The sequence below is a fragment of the Marinibacterium sp. SX1 genome (assembly GCF_050389775.1).
GTDB lineage: Bacteria > Pseudomonadota > Alphaproteobacteria > Rhodobacterales > Rhodobacteraceae > Marinibacterium.
The window spans coordinates 80,500-99,220 of sequence record NZ_CP177149.1; the positions used below are offsets into that span (position 1 = coordinate 80,500).

At 61.3% G+C, this 18,721-nt stretch carries 15 protein-coding genes; 1 reads left to right on the forward strand and 14 read right to left on the reverse strand.

Annotated elements, in window-relative coordinates:
• Positions 1-90 precede the first annotated feature (90 nt).
• From repC to ACK3BB_RS25505, 4 genes are all read right to left on the reverse strand, one after another.
• Complete coding sequence (gene repC / locus ACK3BB_RS25490; protein ID WP_428929532.1) at positions 91-1,371, reverse strand: plasmid replication protein RepC; 1,281 nt, start codon at positions 1,369-1,371, stop codon at positions 91-93.
• Between the two features lie 234 nt (positions 1,372-1,605).
• Positions 1,606-2,649 (reverse strand): ParB N-terminal domain-containing protein, encoded by a 1,044-nt coding sequence (locus ACK3BB_RS25495; protein ID WP_428929533.1) that lies wholly within the window; start codon positions 2,647-2,649, stop codon positions 1,606-1,608.
• The gene (locus tag ACK3BB_RS25500; protein ID WP_428929534.1) at positions 2,646-4,001 is read right to left on the reverse strand and encodes a ParA family protein; all 1,356 of its coding nucleotides are present in this window, start codon (positions 3,999-4,001) and stop codon (positions 2,646-2,648) included. The genes ACK3BB_RS25495 and ACK3BB_RS25500 overlap by 4 nt, the downstream gene beginning before the upstream one ends.
• Positions 4,002-4,230: 229 nt before the next feature.
• On the reverse strand, positions 4,231-4,569 hold the full coding sequence (locus tag ACK3BB_RS25505) for a DUF736 domain-containing protein (RefSeq protein WP_428929535.1): 339 nt from the start codon (positions 4,567-4,569) through the stop codon (positions 4,231-4,233).
• A gap of 618 nt (positions 4,570-5,187) precedes the next feature.
• On the opposite strand from ACK3BB_RS25505, the gene ACK3BB_RS25510 reads away from it, so the two are divergent.
• Positions 5,188-5,502 carry a hypothetical protein gene (locus ACK3BB_RS25510; RefSeq protein WP_428929536.1) on the forward strand — a complete coding sequence of 105 codons (315 nt, stop codon included), beginning with the start codon at positions 5,188-5,190 and terminating at the stop codon, positions 5,500-5,502.
• A 120-nt stretch (positions 5,503-5,622) separates the two neighbouring features.
• On the opposite strand, the gene ACK3BB_RS25515 is transcribed toward ACK3BB_RS25510, so the two are convergent.
• The 10 genes from ACK3BB_RS25515 to ACK3BB_RS25560 form a co-directional block, all read right to left on the reverse strand.
• Positions 5,623-6,534, reverse strand: coding sequence for a DUF2493 domain-containing protein (locus tag ACK3BB_RS25515; RefSeq protein ID WP_428929537.1), 912 nt, complete (start codon positions 6,532-6,534; stop codon positions 5,623-5,625).
• A 329-nt stretch (positions 6,535-6,863) separates the two neighbouring features.
• Positions 6,864-7,880, reverse strand: coding sequence for a DUF7146 domain-containing protein (locus ACK3BB_RS25520; RefSeq protein WP_428929538.1), 1,017 nt, complete (start codon positions 7,878-7,880; stop codon positions 6,864-6,866).
• Positions 7,877-12,274: a strawberry notch-like NTP hydrolase domain-containing protein gene (locus tag ACK3BB_RS25525; RefSeq protein WP_428929539.1), complete on the reverse strand. Its 4,398-nt coding sequence runs from the start codon at positions 12,272-12,274 to the stop codon at positions 7,877-7,879. The genes ACK3BB_RS25520 and ACK3BB_RS25525 overlap by 4 nt, the downstream gene beginning before the upstream one ends.
• Positions 12,275-12,788: 514 nt before the next feature.
• Positions 12,789-13,424, reverse strand: coding sequence for a hypothetical protein (locus tag ACK3BB_RS25530; protein ID WP_428929540.1), 636 nt, complete (start codon positions 13,422-13,424; stop codon positions 12,789-12,791).
• Between the two features lie 105 nt (positions 13,425-13,529).
• The gene (locus ACK3BB_RS25535; protein ID WP_428929541.1) at positions 13,530-14,006 is read right to left on the reverse strand and encodes a DUF6915 family protein; all 477 of its coding nucleotides are present in this window, start codon (positions 14,004-14,006) and stop codon (positions 13,530-13,532) included.
• A 1-nt stretch (position 14,007) separates the two neighbouring features.
• Positions 14,008-14,391, reverse strand: coding sequence for a DUF6878 family protein (locus ACK3BB_RS25540; protein ID WP_428929542.1), 384 nt, complete (start codon positions 14,389-14,391; stop codon positions 14,008-14,010).
• A gap of 72 nt (positions 14,392-14,463) precedes the next feature.
• A complete protein-coding gene (locus ACK3BB_RS25545; RefSeq protein ID WP_428929543.1) occupies positions 14,464-14,760 on the reverse strand; it encodes a hypothetical protein in 297 nt (98 codons plus the stop codon).
• Between the two features lie 117 nt (positions 14,761-14,877).
• Entirely contained in the window at positions 14,878-15,258 is a 381-nt protein-coding gene (locus tag ACK3BB_RS25550; protein ID WP_428929544.1) for a DUF3768 domain-containing protein, read from the reverse strand.
• A gap of 126 nt (positions 15,259-15,384) precedes the next feature.
• Positions 15,385-17,556, reverse strand: coding sequence for a ParB/RepB/Spo0J family partition protein (locus tag ACK3BB_RS25555; RefSeq protein ID WP_428929545.1), 2,172 nt, complete (start codon positions 17,554-17,556; stop codon positions 15,385-15,387).
• Between the two features lie 200 nt (positions 17,557-17,756).
• Positions 17,757-18,653, reverse strand: a complete 897-nt coding sequence (locus ACK3BB_RS25560; protein WP_428929546.1) for an AraC family transcriptional regulator — start codon at positions 18,651-18,653, stop codon at positions 17,757-17,759.
• Between the last annotated feature and the right edge of the window lie 68 nt (positions 18,654-18,721).

Consider the following 18,721-nt stretch of genomic DNA (forward strand, 5'->3'; position numbering starts at 1 on the left):
TTTCGGATGCATCGGTTTTCGCTGCCTCTCGCCTATAGCTCGAACGCGAAGAACCGATCCTCAAAGCCAATGAAAACTGGAAATGCTGTATCACGCCGCCTGCCCGCTGAGCCTGCCATAGAAGCTGCGCTCGAGATGCAGCTCCCCTGCCCCGGCCTTCTCGACCATTCCGCGCAGATATCCGCCCGGCGAGGAAACTTCGCCTGCGCAATGTTTCTCGAAGACAAGCGCCAGCGCGGCTGTTGCCACCTGTTTGCCCAAACGGTCCTGCGCTACGTTCCAGGCATGCTCGGACACTCCGATCATCGGCCTGAGTTGGCCTGCAACCCTGTGCAGATCACCCCAATCTTTCAGGAACCCGCCCATATTGCGCGCCCAGGATGCGAATTCGGGACAGGCCTGCATCACGGTGGGCAGATCCAGCGCAGCGCGCTTCTTGCGCACCTCGGCAACCCATTCTTCCAGCTCTCTATCAACCTGGTCTTCGGGTTGAGCATTGGGCACCACGGCCGCGACTTCCTCATTTTTTGAGGAATTACATGTTACAGGACCAAGTTGATTTGTAATTAGTATGTGAGGGTCAGAAATGAACTCCCTGGGGTTCATTTCTGGAGTCTTCTCAGAAACTTGTTCCTTGGTTTCCGGCATCTTTTCCACAGGTTGAACGACCTCAGTTGCCTTGAGGTAGGCAGCTTCGACGCGTTCCTGGAGCTCCTTGAACCAGCCCAGCAACCGTGCAAGCTGCTCGGAAGCTTCGTGGCGGCGCGGAAGCCGGTCCAGGAGTTCTTCGAAGAGACCCGTGAACTGTGCCCAGGGGCCGCGGAGCGTGCTGCTCACGGCCGCCTCTATCCGAGCCCGGATCATACGACGTGCCACCGTGATCTGGCGCTTCAGGCGCTGACAGAGCTCGCGTTCAGCCTGCAAGTCGCCATGAAGCTCCTCGAACTCTTCAACGCGAGCCGACAGCGGCGACAGATCGAAGCCATAGGCCTCGACGATGCGCCCGTCGGTATCCCTGCGACCCCAGCGCTTTCCGTTGGGGCTGTCCTGGAAGGAGATCACACCGACCTCGGCTAGGCGCCGTGCATGGCGCTTGAGCGCGGAGAGCGAGAACCCGGTCTGCTCCATCAGATAGGCGTTCGATGCCCAGACGATCGGGCGCTGCCCCTCCTCCCAGTCATGAGCCTGGGTAAAGGCCCCGAGCGTGTCGAGGAGCATCATGTCTCCGGCCTTGAGGCCAATGTAAGCTCCCACCCGCTTCACGGCGACGAACGCGCGTGTTTTGGATACAGCTACCTGTTCACCGGCTTGGGCAAGCTGCTCTGCAATACCAAGACCCGGTGTCGGCTTGCGCCAACCTGTATGTTTCATGGATAGTTCTCGCCTCCTCTGCTTGATGGAGGGCAAAAGAATCCCGTTCGCTCAGGAGCGTTGCTGTTGACAGTGATTCGCCGGAGAACTATCTTGATAGCGACCAAACTAATCTTGATAAGCTCTCAGGCCCTCAGCTTGGGGGCTTTTCTTTTGCCGTTATCTCAAAGCATATCCGCTCCTGTTTCTTACCTCGTTTGGATCGAAGACCACCGTCTCCGCGGCTCCTGCCTCTTACTTCGATCCGTGTTTCTCCAAGTACTCAGCGATGACATCACTCAAACCTCTGAGAATGTCCTCGTCCAATGTTAGCCCCGTGGCAGCGACCGAGAGCTTCCCGCCCTGCCCTGTAACACTCAATTTCCGCGAACCGATCTTTCGCTGTACCGTGAGTTTCTTTGGGCTCTGCGATTTCTTTTTTGCAGGCTTGGACGGCTTTTTAGTCAGGTCGCCAAGAACCTTTTCGAGGTCACGGTGGCTGAGATCGTAGACATCTTTGCACGCGTGCAAAATCTCACCTCTAGCCGCATAGACAGCGCGACCACGTGATACCGCGCTGTTATGGACACCCACACGCTTGGCGAACTCGGTTGCAGTTATCTTCTCGTCCGGTTTGGCATCTTGTAGCCGCTCAAACATCTCGCCTATCGAAACCAGGTGCTCGAAAGCGCTGAGGTTTTCACGTTCCTCATTCTCCCGGAAGCGCATGAATAGCATCTCGAACTGCTCTTCACGGGAACCCCGAAGAGATTGTGGAACCAGAATAGCGCGGACAGGCAATCCCAAAGCTTCAAGGATCGCATGGCGTCGCCGACCCACGATCAACTGGAATGTCACGCCTTCTACGTTCTCGGGCTCACGTTCATCCGGTCGCCAATCAGGATCTGCTGGCCGAACATGAATGGGCGTATCTTGACCATTCTTCTCGATACTCTCTTTGAGCTTCTCGAATGCCTCTTGGTCGCGCCAATCTTCACGCCGGTCCGATCCAATCACGTCCACGATCTGGGATGGATCAATCTGCAACTCATGTCGACCCGCGAGAATGCGCTCCACGACCTGCGCGCGCTCGACCTGAAGCATCTGGCTGGCGTCTGAAAGCGCTCCGGCCTTCCAAGCACTGCCAGAGCCGCCCAGTCTTGGCTTAACCCCACCAACCAGTTTCGCTTCGTCTTCGTGAACATGTTCGCTTGCACCAGTTCCAGGAGCCGCTGACACATCCTCATCTGGGCGCGTGGACTTTTTCTTGAGGACCGAGCTGCTCAGTGTTCGCTTCATTCGGCTTCCTCCTCAAAATTGTAGAAGTTCTGCATCCAATCGTCGGCATAGCCACGCTCAAGACCAGGCCAGAGGCGTGAGACGATGGCGTCATTCACTGCGTCAGCATTCTCGATGAACCTGTTGATGCCTTTTCGCTTGCCTGGCGTATCAGGGTCGTACTCGTAGACAGACTGATAAACGTCCGATGCGTTCGAAATAGCATCGGAGCGAAGATAGAATACCGGCAGCACCTCATCTGGGCAGTTTTCGAGCAGGTTGCCGACCTGTGTGAGATCTTGCTCATTTGTTCTCTGGACGATCGTCGGCAACAGCATATGCGCCGCACCGCCCATATCGATCCGATCCGTCGCGAAAATGTGGCGCAGCATGGTTAGGAGACCAGTCACAAAGGTGGACAAGGTCGCAATGTCGAACCCCTTCATCGTCTGCGGGATAATCAACGAAGTAGACGCCATTACATTGTTCAGCTGGAACAGTGTCAGCGCAGGCTGATAGTCGATAATGATGCAGTCCAAGGTCTCGCTCAGGGCACTTTCAAGCTTCGCTTGGTCGACCCTACCGTTGCTCACAAGCTCATTCGGACGGGTAACCGGTGGATGCCCCTCCTTCCAACGATCTATGGAGTCTCTCAAGAACCTATAGAACCGCTTCTCCGGGATACCCGCTCGCAACAACCTCGCGATCTGAATTTCGCCTTCGGAGGTTTCGCCATGCGCAGGTACTAGTCGCACGCCCGGCCAAGAGGTTTTCTTGAAGAACCCGTCAAGCGTCTCCGCATCATAGTCAGTGTAAGGGATGGAATCGTCGGTCTGAAACAGCCCCGCGAAGTCAACCATCGTCGGAGTTTCGTCATCTGGCAAAGTTGGCATTTCTTCGCCGCCAACAAAGTAGAGCGTAATCGTGCTCTGGGGGTCAGCGTCCATGACACCGACTCGCATGCCGTAGTGCAGACTCAGGTATTGAGCGAAGTGCGCAGCACTAAGCGACTTCGCCGTGCCACCTTTCTGACTTGCAAATGAAATGACGGGCAAACGATCGTCGGGTTTGCGCCAAGCAAGAAAATGCTCAGGCCGCTTTGCTGAGGCAGCCATCAAAGCCCGAATGTGCATCAGCTCCGTCAGTGTGAAAACACGTTCGCGCCCTACATGTTTGCCGGCAGGAAAATCCTCATTGTCCTTAGCGAACTTCGTCAGATGCTGATGGCTAATATTCAGGAAGCGAGCACATTGTCGCATCGACCAAGAGCGCTTGATGCGCTCACGCATCGTCAACTCCTTGTTGACCGAGACCATGGTCCGCCCAAGGCCCCGCTCGAGCTCTTGAAGGAACTGTTCTATACTGCCGCCCATTGCACCGCTCTCATTTTCGATTCTCTCACGGAATCGCTCCGAGTTGTAAATAGCACGGTTTTTGAGGAAATGTACAGATATTGTACGCCTACAGGATTTCCGGCGCACAATATGGGCTACACCGATTGAAAATACGGACAGCAACCTGAGCCGCCGAGGTGATTTTGCACGCGTGCAAAAACCTCGAAGCTTGGTGCAGCCAGACCGCTGGAGCGGTCTGGCCTTTGGCTTAAGCGGCGTCTTTCGGCCCCCAGGGGATCACGGCCTGCAGGGACAGATCGTCCTGGTTCGCGGCCTTGCCGAGGTTGGCGTTGAAGCCGTGGTCGCGGATGGTCAGCGTGTAGTAGTCGGCGCCGGTCTCCTTGTTCTGCTTCTTCCAGATGCCGCCGCACTCGACCAGCTTGCCGCGCGGGGAGCGGCCGAGGACGCGGTGCGTGGGGGCCATCGGTTTCGAGCTCGCGACGGGTTCGACCGTAATGTCGAGGTCGAATGTCAGGGTCGAGATGGAGCCGACGCCCTTGGCGGTTTCGATGTCGGCGCTGGTGAATTTGATGCAGTTCGTGGTCATTGCTCTTCTCCTTGTTTGCGTTGCAATGATGGTCACCTTGCAGCTGGCCAAGGCCTGGCCACACCGAAGGCGAAGCGTAGCGGAGAGGGGCAGGCGACGGTCTTTTTGCCTCGCGAGGAATGGCCCGCAGGGTCAGGGGAAAAAGATCGGCGACAACCTTTGTGGACGGGACGACAGCTGCGACCAGCATGTCATGCAACTCAGACAAAAGGAGAAGTGCGGCGGCCGCGAAGGAAACAGGGTGAACTGCTGACAGCCAGGAACGCCGAAGTGTTCCTTGCACAGTCACGCCTGATCATCCGATACACACCACGACCTATCGCAAAGCGACACCGACCCGTATTCAGTTCCTCGGTCGAGACACCAGAGGCCCCAAGCGGAAAGTGATCTGACAGGCTGGAGAAGACGAAATGCCGGGGCGAAGACACGCGCATCTCTTCCCGACGACTTTATCCCCGACCGCGTTACGAACTTCGAGGATGTCCCGTATGGCATCGCGAAACTGAGCAAACGACGCTTGCGACGCGGAAGATCGGACCAAAGCTCGAGCCCGCTCCAATCCCGATACGTGCTGGCATAAGTGAAGAGGATAAGCAGCTGGACGGCGCAACACCGAATGTGGTCACCGAGGATGGCCTGCGCGATCTGCTCTCAAGTGGCTACCTCATCGAGGTGATCTGCAACCAGACTGCCGAGAAGCGCCACAACAGTTGGTATGGCTCCTGGGTCGTGCACGCTGTGACGGAGGATGGCCAGGACGCGAAGATGCTTGTCACGAGCCGTAGCGTCTTCAAGTTGCGCGAGTTCAAGACGATCGTCGGATTGGTCAGTTTCCTGGCCGACATGGGGTGCCTTTCGGCGAACATCCCGCTGATCACGGGACGACGAGAGCGTCACGCGGCTTCAGAGGGTCTCGCCACAGCCACCAGTTAGAAATGGTGTTAACACACTCAGCAGTCTGCCAGACCAAATCCCGCAGAACCGCGCACCTCTGCGAACTCACAAAGCGAACCGCACAAGGCGCTCTGCCTGATATCATGGTGGAACCGGGGCCTAAGCCCCGATCCTCTTGATGCGGATCCCGAGCTTGCGGGCTTTGTCGACGATGTTCTCGGTGATGCCCGAACCGGGGGTGGCGATCAGACCTTGCGGCACGGTCTCGAGCATCTTGTCGTTGCGCTTGAAAGGGGCGGCCTTGCCGTGGCTTTTCCAGTCGGGCTTGAAGACCACCTGGGTGACGCCCCGAGTATCTGCCCAGCGGGCCGCGATCATTTCTGCACCTTTGGGCGTGCCACCGTGCAAGAGCACCATGTCCGGGTATTTCGCATGGGTAGCATCGAGGACGGACCAGATCAGTTCATAGGCCTGATAGTCCCCGCCCGAGAAGGCGATCCGCGTGCCTTCGGGGCAGTGCACGTCGGTCTCCTTGCGGCGCTTGGCCGATAGATAGGCCCGGCTGTCCACCACGGCGGAGGTGAGGCCGCGATGAGAGACCTTGGATCCGGTGCGGGGCAGCCAGGGCGAGCCCGTGGCGGCCGAGAAGTGGTCCACCGCCAGATCACGCATCTGCTCGAAGGCGTCGCGATGGTCCCAGAGCTTGAGCCCGATCATCTGGAGGCGCTCGAGTTCGACCGAGGCGACCTCGGAGCCGTCCTGGATGGCCAGACTTTCCCGGACCTCGAACTCATTGTCATCGAGGAGCTTCTGGATATGGGTGAGCCGGCGATGGAAGATCGAGGTCAGGGACCAGAGCATTTCTTCGAGATTGTCTTCCAACTGGCTGCCGGTGAGGAGGCCGATGGTCGTGTCAAAGAGCGTCGCCATGGCGAGCTCGACCTCGTCAGGCTGGGGCAGGGGGCGATGATCGGTCTCGCCGGGCCCAGGCGTTGCGCCGTGAAGTGCGAGATGGTCGAGGATGGCGGCGGTCACGCCGGTTTCCTCGGGGATGTCTGTCTGATGGGGCATTGTCTGGTTCCTCTGTTTGATCTGACCCGATTTGGATGGGGCGATACCAGGACCGGCGGCGACCGGGCCGCATCCGTCAGGATCGGAGCGCAGCGGAGAATGCGCCGCGGGCCGGAAAATTGCTCCCGCGAGGAATGGCCCGAAGGGGCAGGGGAATTTTCTGGTTCGGGGCGCATTGCTGCCCGGGCGAGGGGCACTCAGCCCCGACCCGCCGGTCCATCGCTCCCCTTGTCCAAACGGGATCAGATCGAACCGGCGGAACCTTTGCCCAGTCAGGCATCCGCGAGGAGGTTGGCGGTCGTCCCGTCCTCGATCCCCAGACCTTGCTCTTACATGGCCTTCAGAAGGGACTTACGCAGCGCATCCTTGCCTAATGCCCGCAGATCGTCGTTGAAATCGCCCATATTGGGCACGAGTTCACCACAGGCAATTCCAAGCGTTTCCAGTTGGTTACGCAATCTTATTGATGCGTTACGGCCAGATTCGTCATTGTCCCGCGCGATCCAGATGCGCTTGATCCCCGGCGGCGGAATGAAGAGGCCTAGATGGCTGGCGGTGAGACAGGAGGCGAGATCGAACTCCGCGAGAGCCGTTCCGACCGAGAGGGTGTTCTCGAGCCCTTCGCCGACGATGAGATCGCTGCGAGGTGAGCCGGACCAGAAGCGGATGGCATGGCCGTGAAGCTGCCCGAGGATCCGTTTCGGACTCTCGATCGCGGCCAGACCGCCGGTGGACGGATCGAGATAGAGCCGCGCGCAGCCGGTGATCTGGCCCCGATTATCGGTGATCTTAGCGAGCAGGGCAGGGGCCCTTAGCGGCGGATCGGGATCGTCCTCGTCCCGCCGCAGGAAGACCCGCGGATGATAGCGCAGGGCCGGGCCAAGCCGTGTGATGCCACGCCCTTGCAGATAGCTGGCGGCCAGAGTTCCAAGAACCGGCTTTCCAGCGGCAAAGAGCTTGCGCGCCCGCGCGATGCGTTTGCTCGAGGCGGCATCTGGTTGCTCACGGGTTTGGGTGTCGCGCGGCACGGCAGGGCAGGGGGCCTCGCCGAGAAAGGACCGGGCCTCCCTCAGCGTTTCCTTCAGCGTGGCCGACCCAAGCCGTTCCTGCAGCAGGTCGATCAGGTCGCCATATTCACCCGTCGCGAAATCGGCCCAGGACCCCGCCTTGCGCCCACCCTGCGCGTGGAGCCGGATGGCGAGGCTCTGGCCCTTTGCGCCCGAAGTGTCGCCGACCTGCCAATAGTTGCCCTGCTTGCACCCCTCGGGGAAATAGTGGCGGCAGAAACTCTCGGCACGGTCTGCCAGATCGGCCGAGAGGTCCGCAATACTGCGCCGCGCGCTCATGCGGCAGCATCCGCAGCGCTGGCACCAACCGGATGTTCGGCGAGCACGCGCGCCAGCACACCGGTGCCATCCACCGGGATGAACACCCGCGTCTTCCACTGGATCACCTCGGTGAAGCAGCCCAAGGCTTTCAGTCCCGGCAGAGCCGCGCCCGACGCGCCGATGAGCTCGAGCCTCGGCTGGCCCATGACCAATGAGCGGCGCAGCTGGTAGCCGCCGAGCAGGCTCAAGGTCGTCCTGGCCTCCATCACCGCGGCGAAGACCTCCTGAGGCGACATCTCGATCTGACAGTCGAGGCCGAGCCGCGCGTAGACGTTCAGAAGCTGCTCCTGGCTGACCAGACGGCCGATGGCGCGTTCCCCATCCTCGGTCTGCAGCCGATAGATGCGCATGTTATCGGCGGGCAGCCGGTCCCAGATCGGCAGGAGGAGGCCGCAGATCAGAGTGATTTTCGATGTAGTGAACTCCGGCACCGCCTCGACCTCGGCCTGCCAAAGCTGTTCGAACATCGCATCATCGGTCTCTTCCCAGTGTGATTTCGAAAACTCGGTGAGGGCGAGGATCTCGGTAGCCATGGGCCGCAGGAGCTTCACCCGAAGGACCGGCACGCCGCCCTCATCCATGAAGGCCGGTGCCTTCACCATCAGCGCGGCACGTTTGGAAGTCTTGTTCCAGCACAGCGTCGCGCCCTTGTTATCCGCGCAGATCGCTTTGACCCGAGTAAGGGTCAGCGGATCGTTGCGATCGATACGCTCGACGGTCAGGGCGGTTGCCGTCGCACCCGTCGCCTCGTGCTCGAAGATGACCTTGCGGTCGACAATTTCGAATTTTTCCGCGCGCAGGGTTTCGAGACCGACATCCAGCGTGCCTGCCTGGCGCGCATCCTCAATGATGGCCGAAAGGAACCCGCCGAAGGCCTCGAAGATCGCGTCCTGCATGTCGATGCGGAGCGCGAGGCAGCGGTTCAGGAACTGCTGGATTGGCGGAAGGTTCTCCTTCATCGTGCCATCCGCCTCATCGAGCGTCAGCCCGGTCATCTCCTGGAACTTCGCGTAGGAGCAAGCCTCGATCTTGCCCGCACGCAGCTTGTAGAAGAACTGCCGCAGCGCAACCCGCGCGTAGGGGCTTTCCAGATTGTCCTCGGCGCGGAACATGTTCTGACCGCCGGTCTCGCGCTGCCCCTTGGTGATCGCCCCGAGCGTGTCGAGGCGGCGCGCGATGGTGGAGAGGAACCGCTTCTCGCCCTTCACATTGGTCGCGACGGGGCGGAAGAGCGGCGGTTGCGCCTGGTTGGTGCGATTGGTGCGCCCCAGCCCCTGGATCGCATTGTCGGCCTTCCAGCCGGGCTCCAGCAGGTAATGCACCCGGAGACGCTGGTTCTTGGCCCCCAGATCGGCGTGATAGCTGCGCCCCGTGCCACCCGCATCAGAGAAAACCAAGATGCGCTTGGCATCATCCATGAAGGCCTGGGTTTCTCCAAGGTTGGAGGAGGCGGGCCGGTTCTCGACCTTGAGCCGCCCCTCGCGCGTCTTCACGATGCGCCGCTTGCGCCCGGTGACCTCGGCGACGGCATCGCCCCCGAAATGCCAGAGGATCTGGTCCAGCGCGCCCTGCACCGGGGCGAGGGCACCAAGATGCTCGACCAGATCGTCGCGCCGCCGCTCCGCCTCGCGGCAGATGATCGGGTTGCCGTCACCATCGAGTGCCGGGCGAGAGCGCAGATCGCCATTCTCGTCGGTGTAGGGTTCGAAAAGCTGCGTCGGGAAGCTGTGCATCAAATACTCCATGACCGCCTCCCGCGGCGTAAAGTCGACCTGAAGATCGTCCCATTCCGAGGGCGGGATGTCTTCGAGACGGCGTTCCATCACCGCCTCGCTGGTCGAGACCACCTGGATCACCGCCGAATGGCCCGCCGCCAGGTTCGCTTCGATCGAGCGGATGAGCGAGGGGCACTTCATGGCGGTGATGAGATGGCTAAAGAAGCGCTGCTTGTTGCTCTCGAAGGCCGAACGCGCGGCGGATTTCGCCTGGGCGTTCAAGGTGCCCGTCTCAGAGGAAATGCCCGAGGCCTGAAGGGCGGCCTCGAGGTTATTGTGGATGATTTGATAGGCATCGGCGTAGCTGTCGTAGATCGCGACTTGGGCGGGCATCAGCTCATGCACCAGCATCTCGTATTCGACTCCGGCATAGGAAAGCGAGCGCGCAAGATAGAGCCCAAGCGCCTTCAGGTCGCGCGAGATCATCTCCATTGCGGCAATGCCCCCGGCCTCCATCGCGGCGACAAACTCGGCTCGCGTCACGAAGGGGAAATCGCCGGTGCCCCAAAGCCCGAGACGCGAGGCATAGGCAAGATTGCCGACGACCGTCGCCCCGGTGGCCGAGACGTAGAGGACACGGGCATCAGGAACCGCGTTCTGCAGTGCGAGGCCGGCGAGACCTTGCTGGGAAGCCTTCTTTTCGCCGCGGTCGGACTGTTCGCCGGCGGCGTTCGCCATGGCGTGGCTTTCATCAAAAGCGATGACCCCGTCGAAGCCTTCCCCGAGCCAGGATGTGACCTGATCGAGGCGGGAGGCTTTGCCCTCGCGCTCAGTGGAGCGCAGCGTGGCATAGGTGACGAAGAGGATACCCTCGGGAAGCCGGATCTCGCTGCCCTGGCGGAATTTCGAGAGCGGCACGATATCGCTTTCGCGCCCCCCGAGCGCCATCCAGTCGCGACGCGCATCCTCGATCAGCTTGTCGCTTTTTGACACCCAGACCGCGCGCCGACGCCCCTGCAGCCAGTTGTCGAGGATGATGCCCGCAACCTGCCGCCCCTTGCCGCAGCCAGTGCCATCGCCCAGAAACCAGCCCTTGCGCAGCCGGAAGGCGCCTTCGTCACCCTCAGCCGCCGCCATCAGCTGGCCTTCGATCTCGCCGCGCTTGAACCAGCCTTTCAAGTGGACCTCATGCGCATTACCCGCATAAACGACGCTTTCGAGCTGGGGCGCTGACAGTAGGCCGTCCGCGACGAGGCTCTTCGGCAGAACGGGACGGTAGCTCGGCACGGGCGGCGGCACCGAGGCCATGGCCGCGGATTGCACCAGCGCGGTTGGGTGTTCTGCCGCGCCATCGATCTGGATCGCCTGCAGGTCGTAAGCCTCATAGACCGTGTCCTGCAGCGTGCCCTCTGGTTGGCTCCAGTCTTTCGGCAGGTAGTCGAGACGGGCTGTTTCGATGTCATCGAACGGGTGCTTCGCGCGTTCTTCGGCGAGGGCACGGGTTTCCTTGCGGGCGGTATTTCGCAGGGCGTGCAGGTTCGTACGCGTCGGGCCGGACGGAACCGACAACGCCGAACTTGTAGGGCAGGGCGGGGGGCTCCGGCGCTCCGGGCAATGGGTCAGAACTGACGCGAGGAGATCGGCCGTTGTTGCGCAAATCGGATGATAGACGGCCTCGATATTGCCCGGCGTTGTCTCTTGGTGGCCAGCCGGGCGTTTGTCGATCACCGTGAGCCGAGTGTCGATCGTGGTGCCATGACGCGCAAAGACCTTGCCGTCGATGGAGGCGGAAAACACGACATCGGCGCTTTGGCCGATACGCTGAAACGTCGACTGGAAGGATTTCGTGGAGGGACGAAAGCTTTCGCCGGTGATGACGACAAGACGTCCGCCCGGCGCGAGGCGCGCGAGGGCGGACAGAACGTGCTGGCTGGTGGCCTGCCGGAACTTACTCTCGACATGGTTGGCCGCTGAAAACGGCGGGTTCATCACGATTACCGAGGGCGAGATCGACCGGTCGAGGCGGTCGTCGATCGCCGCGGCATCGTGATCAGACAGGACAGCCTCCGGGAACAGATGTCCCAGCAAGGCCCGGCGGGAGTCGGCGAGTTCATTCAGCGCCAGTCGAGCGCCTGCAATCCGCGCGAAACCCGCCAACATGCCGGTTCCGGCCGAGGGCTCGAGCACCAGGTCGTCATCCCGAAACCCCGTCGCCTGGGCCACGCTGGCCGCAAGGGGCAGAGGGGTCGAGAATTGTTGCAGACGGACGCTGTCTTCGGAGCGCCGCGTGTGGGAGGGGGCCAGCCCTGCGAGGCGCTCGATCATGGTGAGGAAGGCCTGTGGTGAGGCGGCCTGGCGCTGCATCAATGCGCCGTAGCGCGAAAGCATCAGGATCTGCGCGACTTCTGCCGCTTCGTAGGCGTCCTTCCAGACCCAGGCACCGCTGGTGTCGCTGGCGCCGAAGGCATCTTCCATGGCGGCGCGAAGGGCGGCAGCGTCGATGGACCTGCCCGCCTCGAACAAGGGCACAAGGATTTTCGCAGCCTGCATCAGGTTGTGGGCGAAGCGCGAGGCATCCGGCAGAACAGAGGCCTCGACCTCGGGCGCAAGGGGGACGGAATGGGGGTGAGCGTTCATCGGCAATCTCCAGGGTTGAGGGTTGGCCCCAAGCCCCGCGCGCACTCTCTCACCCGGGAGGGGTCACCCCTCCCGCCCTGCCTCTTGCTCTTTCTTGGGAGTGCTGAACTCCGTCCCGGCAGCGGAAAGTTATCCCCAGAATCTGGGGATGGGGCTGTGGGTGCTGCCGCGTAAGCCCTTGTCAGCTTGAGGCATTGCCAGCTCGCCTAAGTCTTGGGTGGTTTGCGCCCTGTGCATCCGAAACGGGCACGTCGTCGACCGCTCGGTAGCCGTACGCACCCGGACAACCTTCAGGACGAGCTCTGAAAAAGAAAAAGGCGGCATCCGGGAGGAGGTGGATGCCTCCGTTTAGCTTAGATCGGCTCAGGGAGGAGGAGAGAACCGATCTCAACTTCAAAATAGTGGCTATGCTGCAGCCGCACAATAGGCAGGCCATAATTTTTCTGCATTGCAGCAATGCGAGACCAATTGGGATTGCAGCAAGAAAGGGAGCGTTTGCCACCTGTGCCGGTTGCTAAGGGTGAGCCTGCGCTTGAGCGGCAGCGGACTGGGGTATTTGACCAGGCGACCGTACTGGCACAGCCTGTCGCGCCTCGGGCAAACAGCCCGTCTCATAGTCGCCAACGAATCCCCAGCAGGCGTCGATCTCCTCGCCATCCTGCTCAATGACATAGCCATAGACCCGACCGCCGAGGTAGGCATCATAGCTGACGATTTCGCCCCGCAGGATGTCTTCAGCCTTTTCGCGCAGCGCCTTGGTGACGCGTTTCACACCGAACTCCTCCCGGACCGCTTCGAGCGTCGCGTAGACGATGCCGACCTGGCCGGAGTCCCACGGGCAATGAAACCCGATGGTGTTCATCGCGAGGCCAGAGTGATCATAGAGAAAGACGGGCAGCAGGATCGCATTGCGCTCCGCACGGTCGAGCAACTGTACCAACGAGAGATTACTTTGATCCGAAACATCGGCGAGGTCGCGCAGGAACGCCTTAGGGCTGTCGAACTGGTGGCAGTCGCCAAGCCGGTATCTCCGATGCCAACAGATCAGCGTGCCGAGGTTGCACCACTCACGCGGGCTTTCAGCATCGGGGTCGTGGTAGATCTTGATGACGTGGCCTTGGTAGGCCTCCTCGTAGATAGGGTCTTGCATATCGATGTCCTTTCTAGAAACGCAATCGACCCGCCGAGCCGGTTGTGGCGCGAACGGGTCGATTGGGACGTGGTCAGGTGGTTGATGCTTTTGCCGACTGGCGGATCAGGCGGCGGCGCGGTTCTGGCGATGCTGGACGTGCTCGACAGAGACTTTCAGGAGCCAATCCTCGAAACCGAGAATGGTTTGGTGAGTGGCAACTGCCTCGATCCAGACGGCGCGTGGATCGCTGCCAATCTGCGTCGGGTCGTTGTCGATCCGCCCATTGGCCATCCACGACTCCGGCTGAATGCGCCCCAACCAGTCGGCCAGCGACGGGATACGTCCCTGGCAGTCCTCGCGCACATGCTGCTCGCCAATCCAGCGGATCGGAACGACCCGACCCGCGCTGTTGATCAGGCTGCGGCCAAACAGCCGCTCGGCCTCGAAGATCCCGAGCGTGTGATGCCGGTGTGCGCGATGGGTAAAGATCGCGAGGTGTTCCTTGGACGCATCGAACCAGTCATGCACATGTTGGTAATCTTCAGGCACACCGCCGAATTTTCGGGCCGAGCTTTCAGCGTGATGGAGGGGATGTGCCATGTCAGAGCCCCTCGTGTTCGGTGGTCTCAGACGCGATATAGCGGTTCGAGTGGCTGACATCGATCTTGTCCGCCTCCAGTGACCAGGTCAGCTCGCCATAGCCACCTTCGTTGTTCTCGAAACCGGGGCTCAGCGCATAGGCGAAGTCCCAGCCGAAGTCTTCGACGCGGCGCCGCTGCTCATCTGTCAGGGTGGCCGTATCAGGGGTCACAATGACATCCTCGACATTGCCGGAATCGCCGTAGCCTTCATATTGCACCTTGAGGCCGGTCACGCCGAGGGCGCGCAGCTCGGTGAGAAGTGCCGCGCGGGCAATTACCCGCTGCTCGGCAGCGCGTCTCTGGGACTCGAGCATCTGCGCGTAGAAATCTGGTGTTTGTTTCATGTCTTCGATCCTGGAAAAGTGGAAGGGGAGGGTGGCCATCGATCAAGGGCCACCCATGTCACATGCTTGCGCTCAACGGGCCGCGTCACCGCACGCGGTCCCGGTGCGGTCCTCGAGGTTGAAGTAAAGCTCCGCCGTCGCCTTTGCGAAGCCGGGTGGCTTGCGTGGGGCCAGGCAGCGCACTGCAGCACGGCAGCTCGCGCCATGTTCCATCGCGAACTGCGTCACCTGGTTGATCAGGTCATCCATCCCCGCGGCCTGGATGCGCCTATGCGGATAGGTCTCCATCATCTGAAACTTGGTGACGATAAAGGCCCCGTCGCGGTGGGCGGGATGCAGCGTGATCTCGTAGTCGATCGGTTTAGCCATGTCTGTTCTCCTGCGGCGGGCAGGATGCGATCATCGCGACCCCGGGGAACCCGCCAGCGCGAAAGGACCGCCCTTTGTGCAAGGGCGGTCCGGGGCGGTGAGTAGGGATTGGAGGCGTCAGTATTCCGACGGCAGAAGCAGGGTCAGAACCCGACGCGTCTGTTCGGGATCAGAGGGCTCGGGCGAGCCGTACTGGTAGTCGACGTCGTACAAATCGAGTTTGAACCAGACCGTCGTACCATCGAATTCGATGACCCCCATTTCGTGCCATCCCTGCGGGTCGCTGTCGGCATCGAAGGCGTCAAATGTGGCAACGCGGCGGGTCAGTTCCAGTTGGGCGTCAGGTCCAAGCGCCGCGACTCCACGTGTCATCACGAACTGGCCATGCGGGGCATCGGCGACGGGGGTGTTTCCGAGGATCGAGTGACGAAACGCATCGTTCTGCGCGGCAATGAGTGCGGCTTCCTCGACGGGATCGAGATCGAGTGTGGTGGTCATGGGATATCTCCGGGACGGGCCAGCCGATCCGATATCGGCTGTAGGCAACCCGCCAGCCGGAAAGGGCCGCCCTCGAAGTGAGGACGGCCCAAAGTTCATGTGGTAATCACACCGGTGTTTTCTTCGTCAGGCTGCATCCTCGCTGAGGAAGGCGGGCAAGGACGACGGTTCATCACTCTCCGCCTCGGCCAGAGCGTCTGCGGCGGGCGCGTCGCCTGCCTCGGCCTCGGGCGCATGGTTACCCATGTCGGTAGTAGCCTCCTTCGCACCGGCAAACACCATCCCGTCGGGTAGCCAGCGGGTCACCTCGGCGACCGTCGCGGCGTCGAAACCCTCCGTCTCGCCAGCAGTTTCCGCGAACGCCCGCTCCATCGCGGCTGCGAGATCGCCCTTGCGCTCGCGATTGCGATCCTCGGCGTAGTCGTCGCCGATCAGCTTGCGTGCCGTGGCCACCGCATGCCCCTTGTTGACCCGGCCCCAGTAGTTCTGCGCCGTCGGGCGCCAGCAAGCCGACACATCGACATCGAGCCGTACGCCAATCTCCTCGATGACAGGGGAGGGGCGATTGTCGGAGGAGAGCTGCGGCTTGACCGCCAGCCCCGACGCCCAGGCGAAGAGCGCCTGTTTGTCTTCGATCGGCAGTGCTGACATTGCCCGGAAGTCATCGGGTTTCTCCAGCTTCATCCAGTCAGTGGCGAGATCCTGTTCCAGCGCCTCGAGCATCTTCTGGGCGACGGTGTCCGCATGCAGTACCTCGCGGTTTTGCGCCTGGAAAGGACGGATCGAGATATCGAGCGCCTCGTTGTTGTAGGACCGCCCCAAAGCCTGCTCGCAGAGCGCGTAGAGCATCGCATCGAAAGCCACCTCGAAATCCGCCGCCAGATGCGCCCGCAGGATATGCTGGCGCGTCGCGCGCAGATCGTCGGCCAGGCTTGCCGAAATTCCGTCTGCCTTGCGTAAGGTTGCGGCCGGGTCGGAGCTCGGCACCGGCGTGGAGGAGGTCGGCGGAGTCACATGTGGGCGGGCAGGGGAGGGGGCGCCATCCGCATCTGCGGTGGTCTCATTGGGCTCGGGCGCCGCAGGAATATCCTCGGGCCGAACAAGGCCCTTCTCGACGCGTAACTCCCCGTCATGGCCGATGGTCAGGACAACCCCCGCGATGGCACGATCTTCGTCCGTATAAGGGTGCCGCTCGCGCTGCAAGGCCTCGATCTCACGCAGGCGCGGCTCGATGGCGTAGTATTCTTCCGTCTCCGCGTCAGTCCAATCCTCGCCGTCATTCTGCGCCGCCAGTTCTTCTTCGCGCGCGATGAGACGTTCCTCTTCGGCGAGCAGGTCCGGATCAGGGTCGATATCCTGCGGATAGACCCGCCCGAAACTGCGAAACGCGCCGTAATCCACCGAGAGATGCACCTCGACCCATTTCCAGGCAGCCTCGAACGGTTTGGCGGCGGTTTGCAGCTTCTCGATGGCAAGACGCTCGAGGAGCTCGGGGTTTTCCATATGGGCGCTGGCACGATCGTCGAAGAGGTCGCGCAGCAGAACGCCGCCCGCCGCCTCATAGGCCTCGATGCCGATAAAACGCCCAAGGCCCGAGTTCGCCGAGTGCGCTGTCTCGGTCAGCTGGCGTTTGATGCTTTGCGGATGGATGTGATAGCCACCCTTTACCGCGTTCCAGACCGCCAGTTGCCGATCATGGTCGTCTGTCAGCGTGAACGCCATCACGCATTCGAGGGTCAGATCGCCCGCGCGAAACTGTTCGATTATCTCCGGCGCGACACGGGCGAGTTTCAAGCGGCGGCGGACCAAGTCGACGGAGACGCCGAACTTCAGCGCAATCTCGTCTTCGCTACGCCCCTCGCCGATCATCGCCTCGAAAGCCTCGAACTGGTCTGCCGGGTGCATGGCCGCGCGCTGTAGGTTTTCGGTGGCGGAGGTCAGGATGGCATTGCGCTCATCCTCGATGAGGCAGGGCACCGGGTGGTCTGCGGCGATCACACCGTCTTCGGCGAGCTGCTTCAGCGCCTTGAGGCGGCGCCCGCCGGCATCGACTGCAAAACGTGTCTCAGACAGCAAATGAACCACCAGGTTCTGCTTGATGCCCGTCTCGCGGATGCTGGCGAGGAGCTCTGCATCATCGTTGGCGCTCGCGGCGACCTTACGGACGTTGAGCCGGCTCGGCTCCAGCTGGTCGAGCGGGATCATCCGGATGTCGGTGGCGCCGTCAGGCGTTGCCGATCCAGCGGCTTCGGTGTTCTTTGAGGTGGTGGGTTTCGGACTGGTAGAGGTCTTGGCCATGGTCAGGGTCCTTGTCACGCCGGACCCGGATGAGACTCTCTCTATCCTTTCAAGCCCGGCACCCGGGCTTCCCTTTCTCTGGCTTTTTCCAGTCCGAAACTTTTTGATCTTTTGATCCCATGACGACGTCAATGAACCTACTCGAAGATAGCACGACATTTCGATGCCGCCGAGGTGCGTTTCAATCAAACCTGACCACCCTACCCAAGGTGCTCACGCATCCATTTCGCTTCTTCTGTCGCGCTGCGGCCGAAATGCCGTCGGAAGTCCCGGCTGAATTGAGCCGGGCTCGCGTAACCGACTTTCTCGGAGATCAAGGAAACCGTGCCGACCTGTCGCACGATCATCAGGCGCGCCTCGTGAAGCCGGATGGCCTTGACGTATTGCATGGGGGCGTTGCCTGTCAGGGCCTTGAAGTGCGCGTGAAATGACGGAACGCTCATGCCAGCGGCAGCGGCTAGACCCGGCACCGTTAGCCGGGTATTGTAGCTGTCGCGGATCCGCACGAGGCTTTCCACGATCTTCGCGGTCGGACCCTCGTGCTGTAGGGCCGCCATCAACGCTCCACCCTGCGGGCCGGTCAGAATCCGGAAATGCAGTTCGCGCATAAGCCCCGGTCCTATGACCGCCAATTCCACAGGGTCGCGCAAAGCCAGCAGCATACGGCGCAATACATCCCTGAGACTCGGCGTCATGCGGCTGGACACCAGGCTTTTGGCCGGGGCAGGCGGCTGTATGACCCCGCTTTTGCTAAGCATATTGGCTATTTCGGCGGCGAGGCGCAGATCGAAATCGACGTAGATCGCCAGCAAAGGCGCATCGCGGTCGGCCTGCGAGGCCATGCGAAACGGCACCGGCAGAGAGACGGCCAGGTAATGGTCCGTGTCGTAGCGATAAACGGCGCCGTCGAGAAACCCTTGTTTCGCACCCCGCAAGACAAAGACTGCGCCCGGCCGGTACAGCACGGGGACATCCTCCAGAACGGTGTCCGAGCGCAAAAACCGCACTCCGTCCAGCGCGGTCGGATTGTACCCCGTGCGCGGTGCATGCGTGGCGGCGAGCTCTGCAAGAGCGCCAGAATGGCCATCAATTTTCATAGGATCAGACAAGAAGAACAGAGGATACGCACTAAGAGAGCGGATTCTGAGAGAGTATTCGTCAAGAC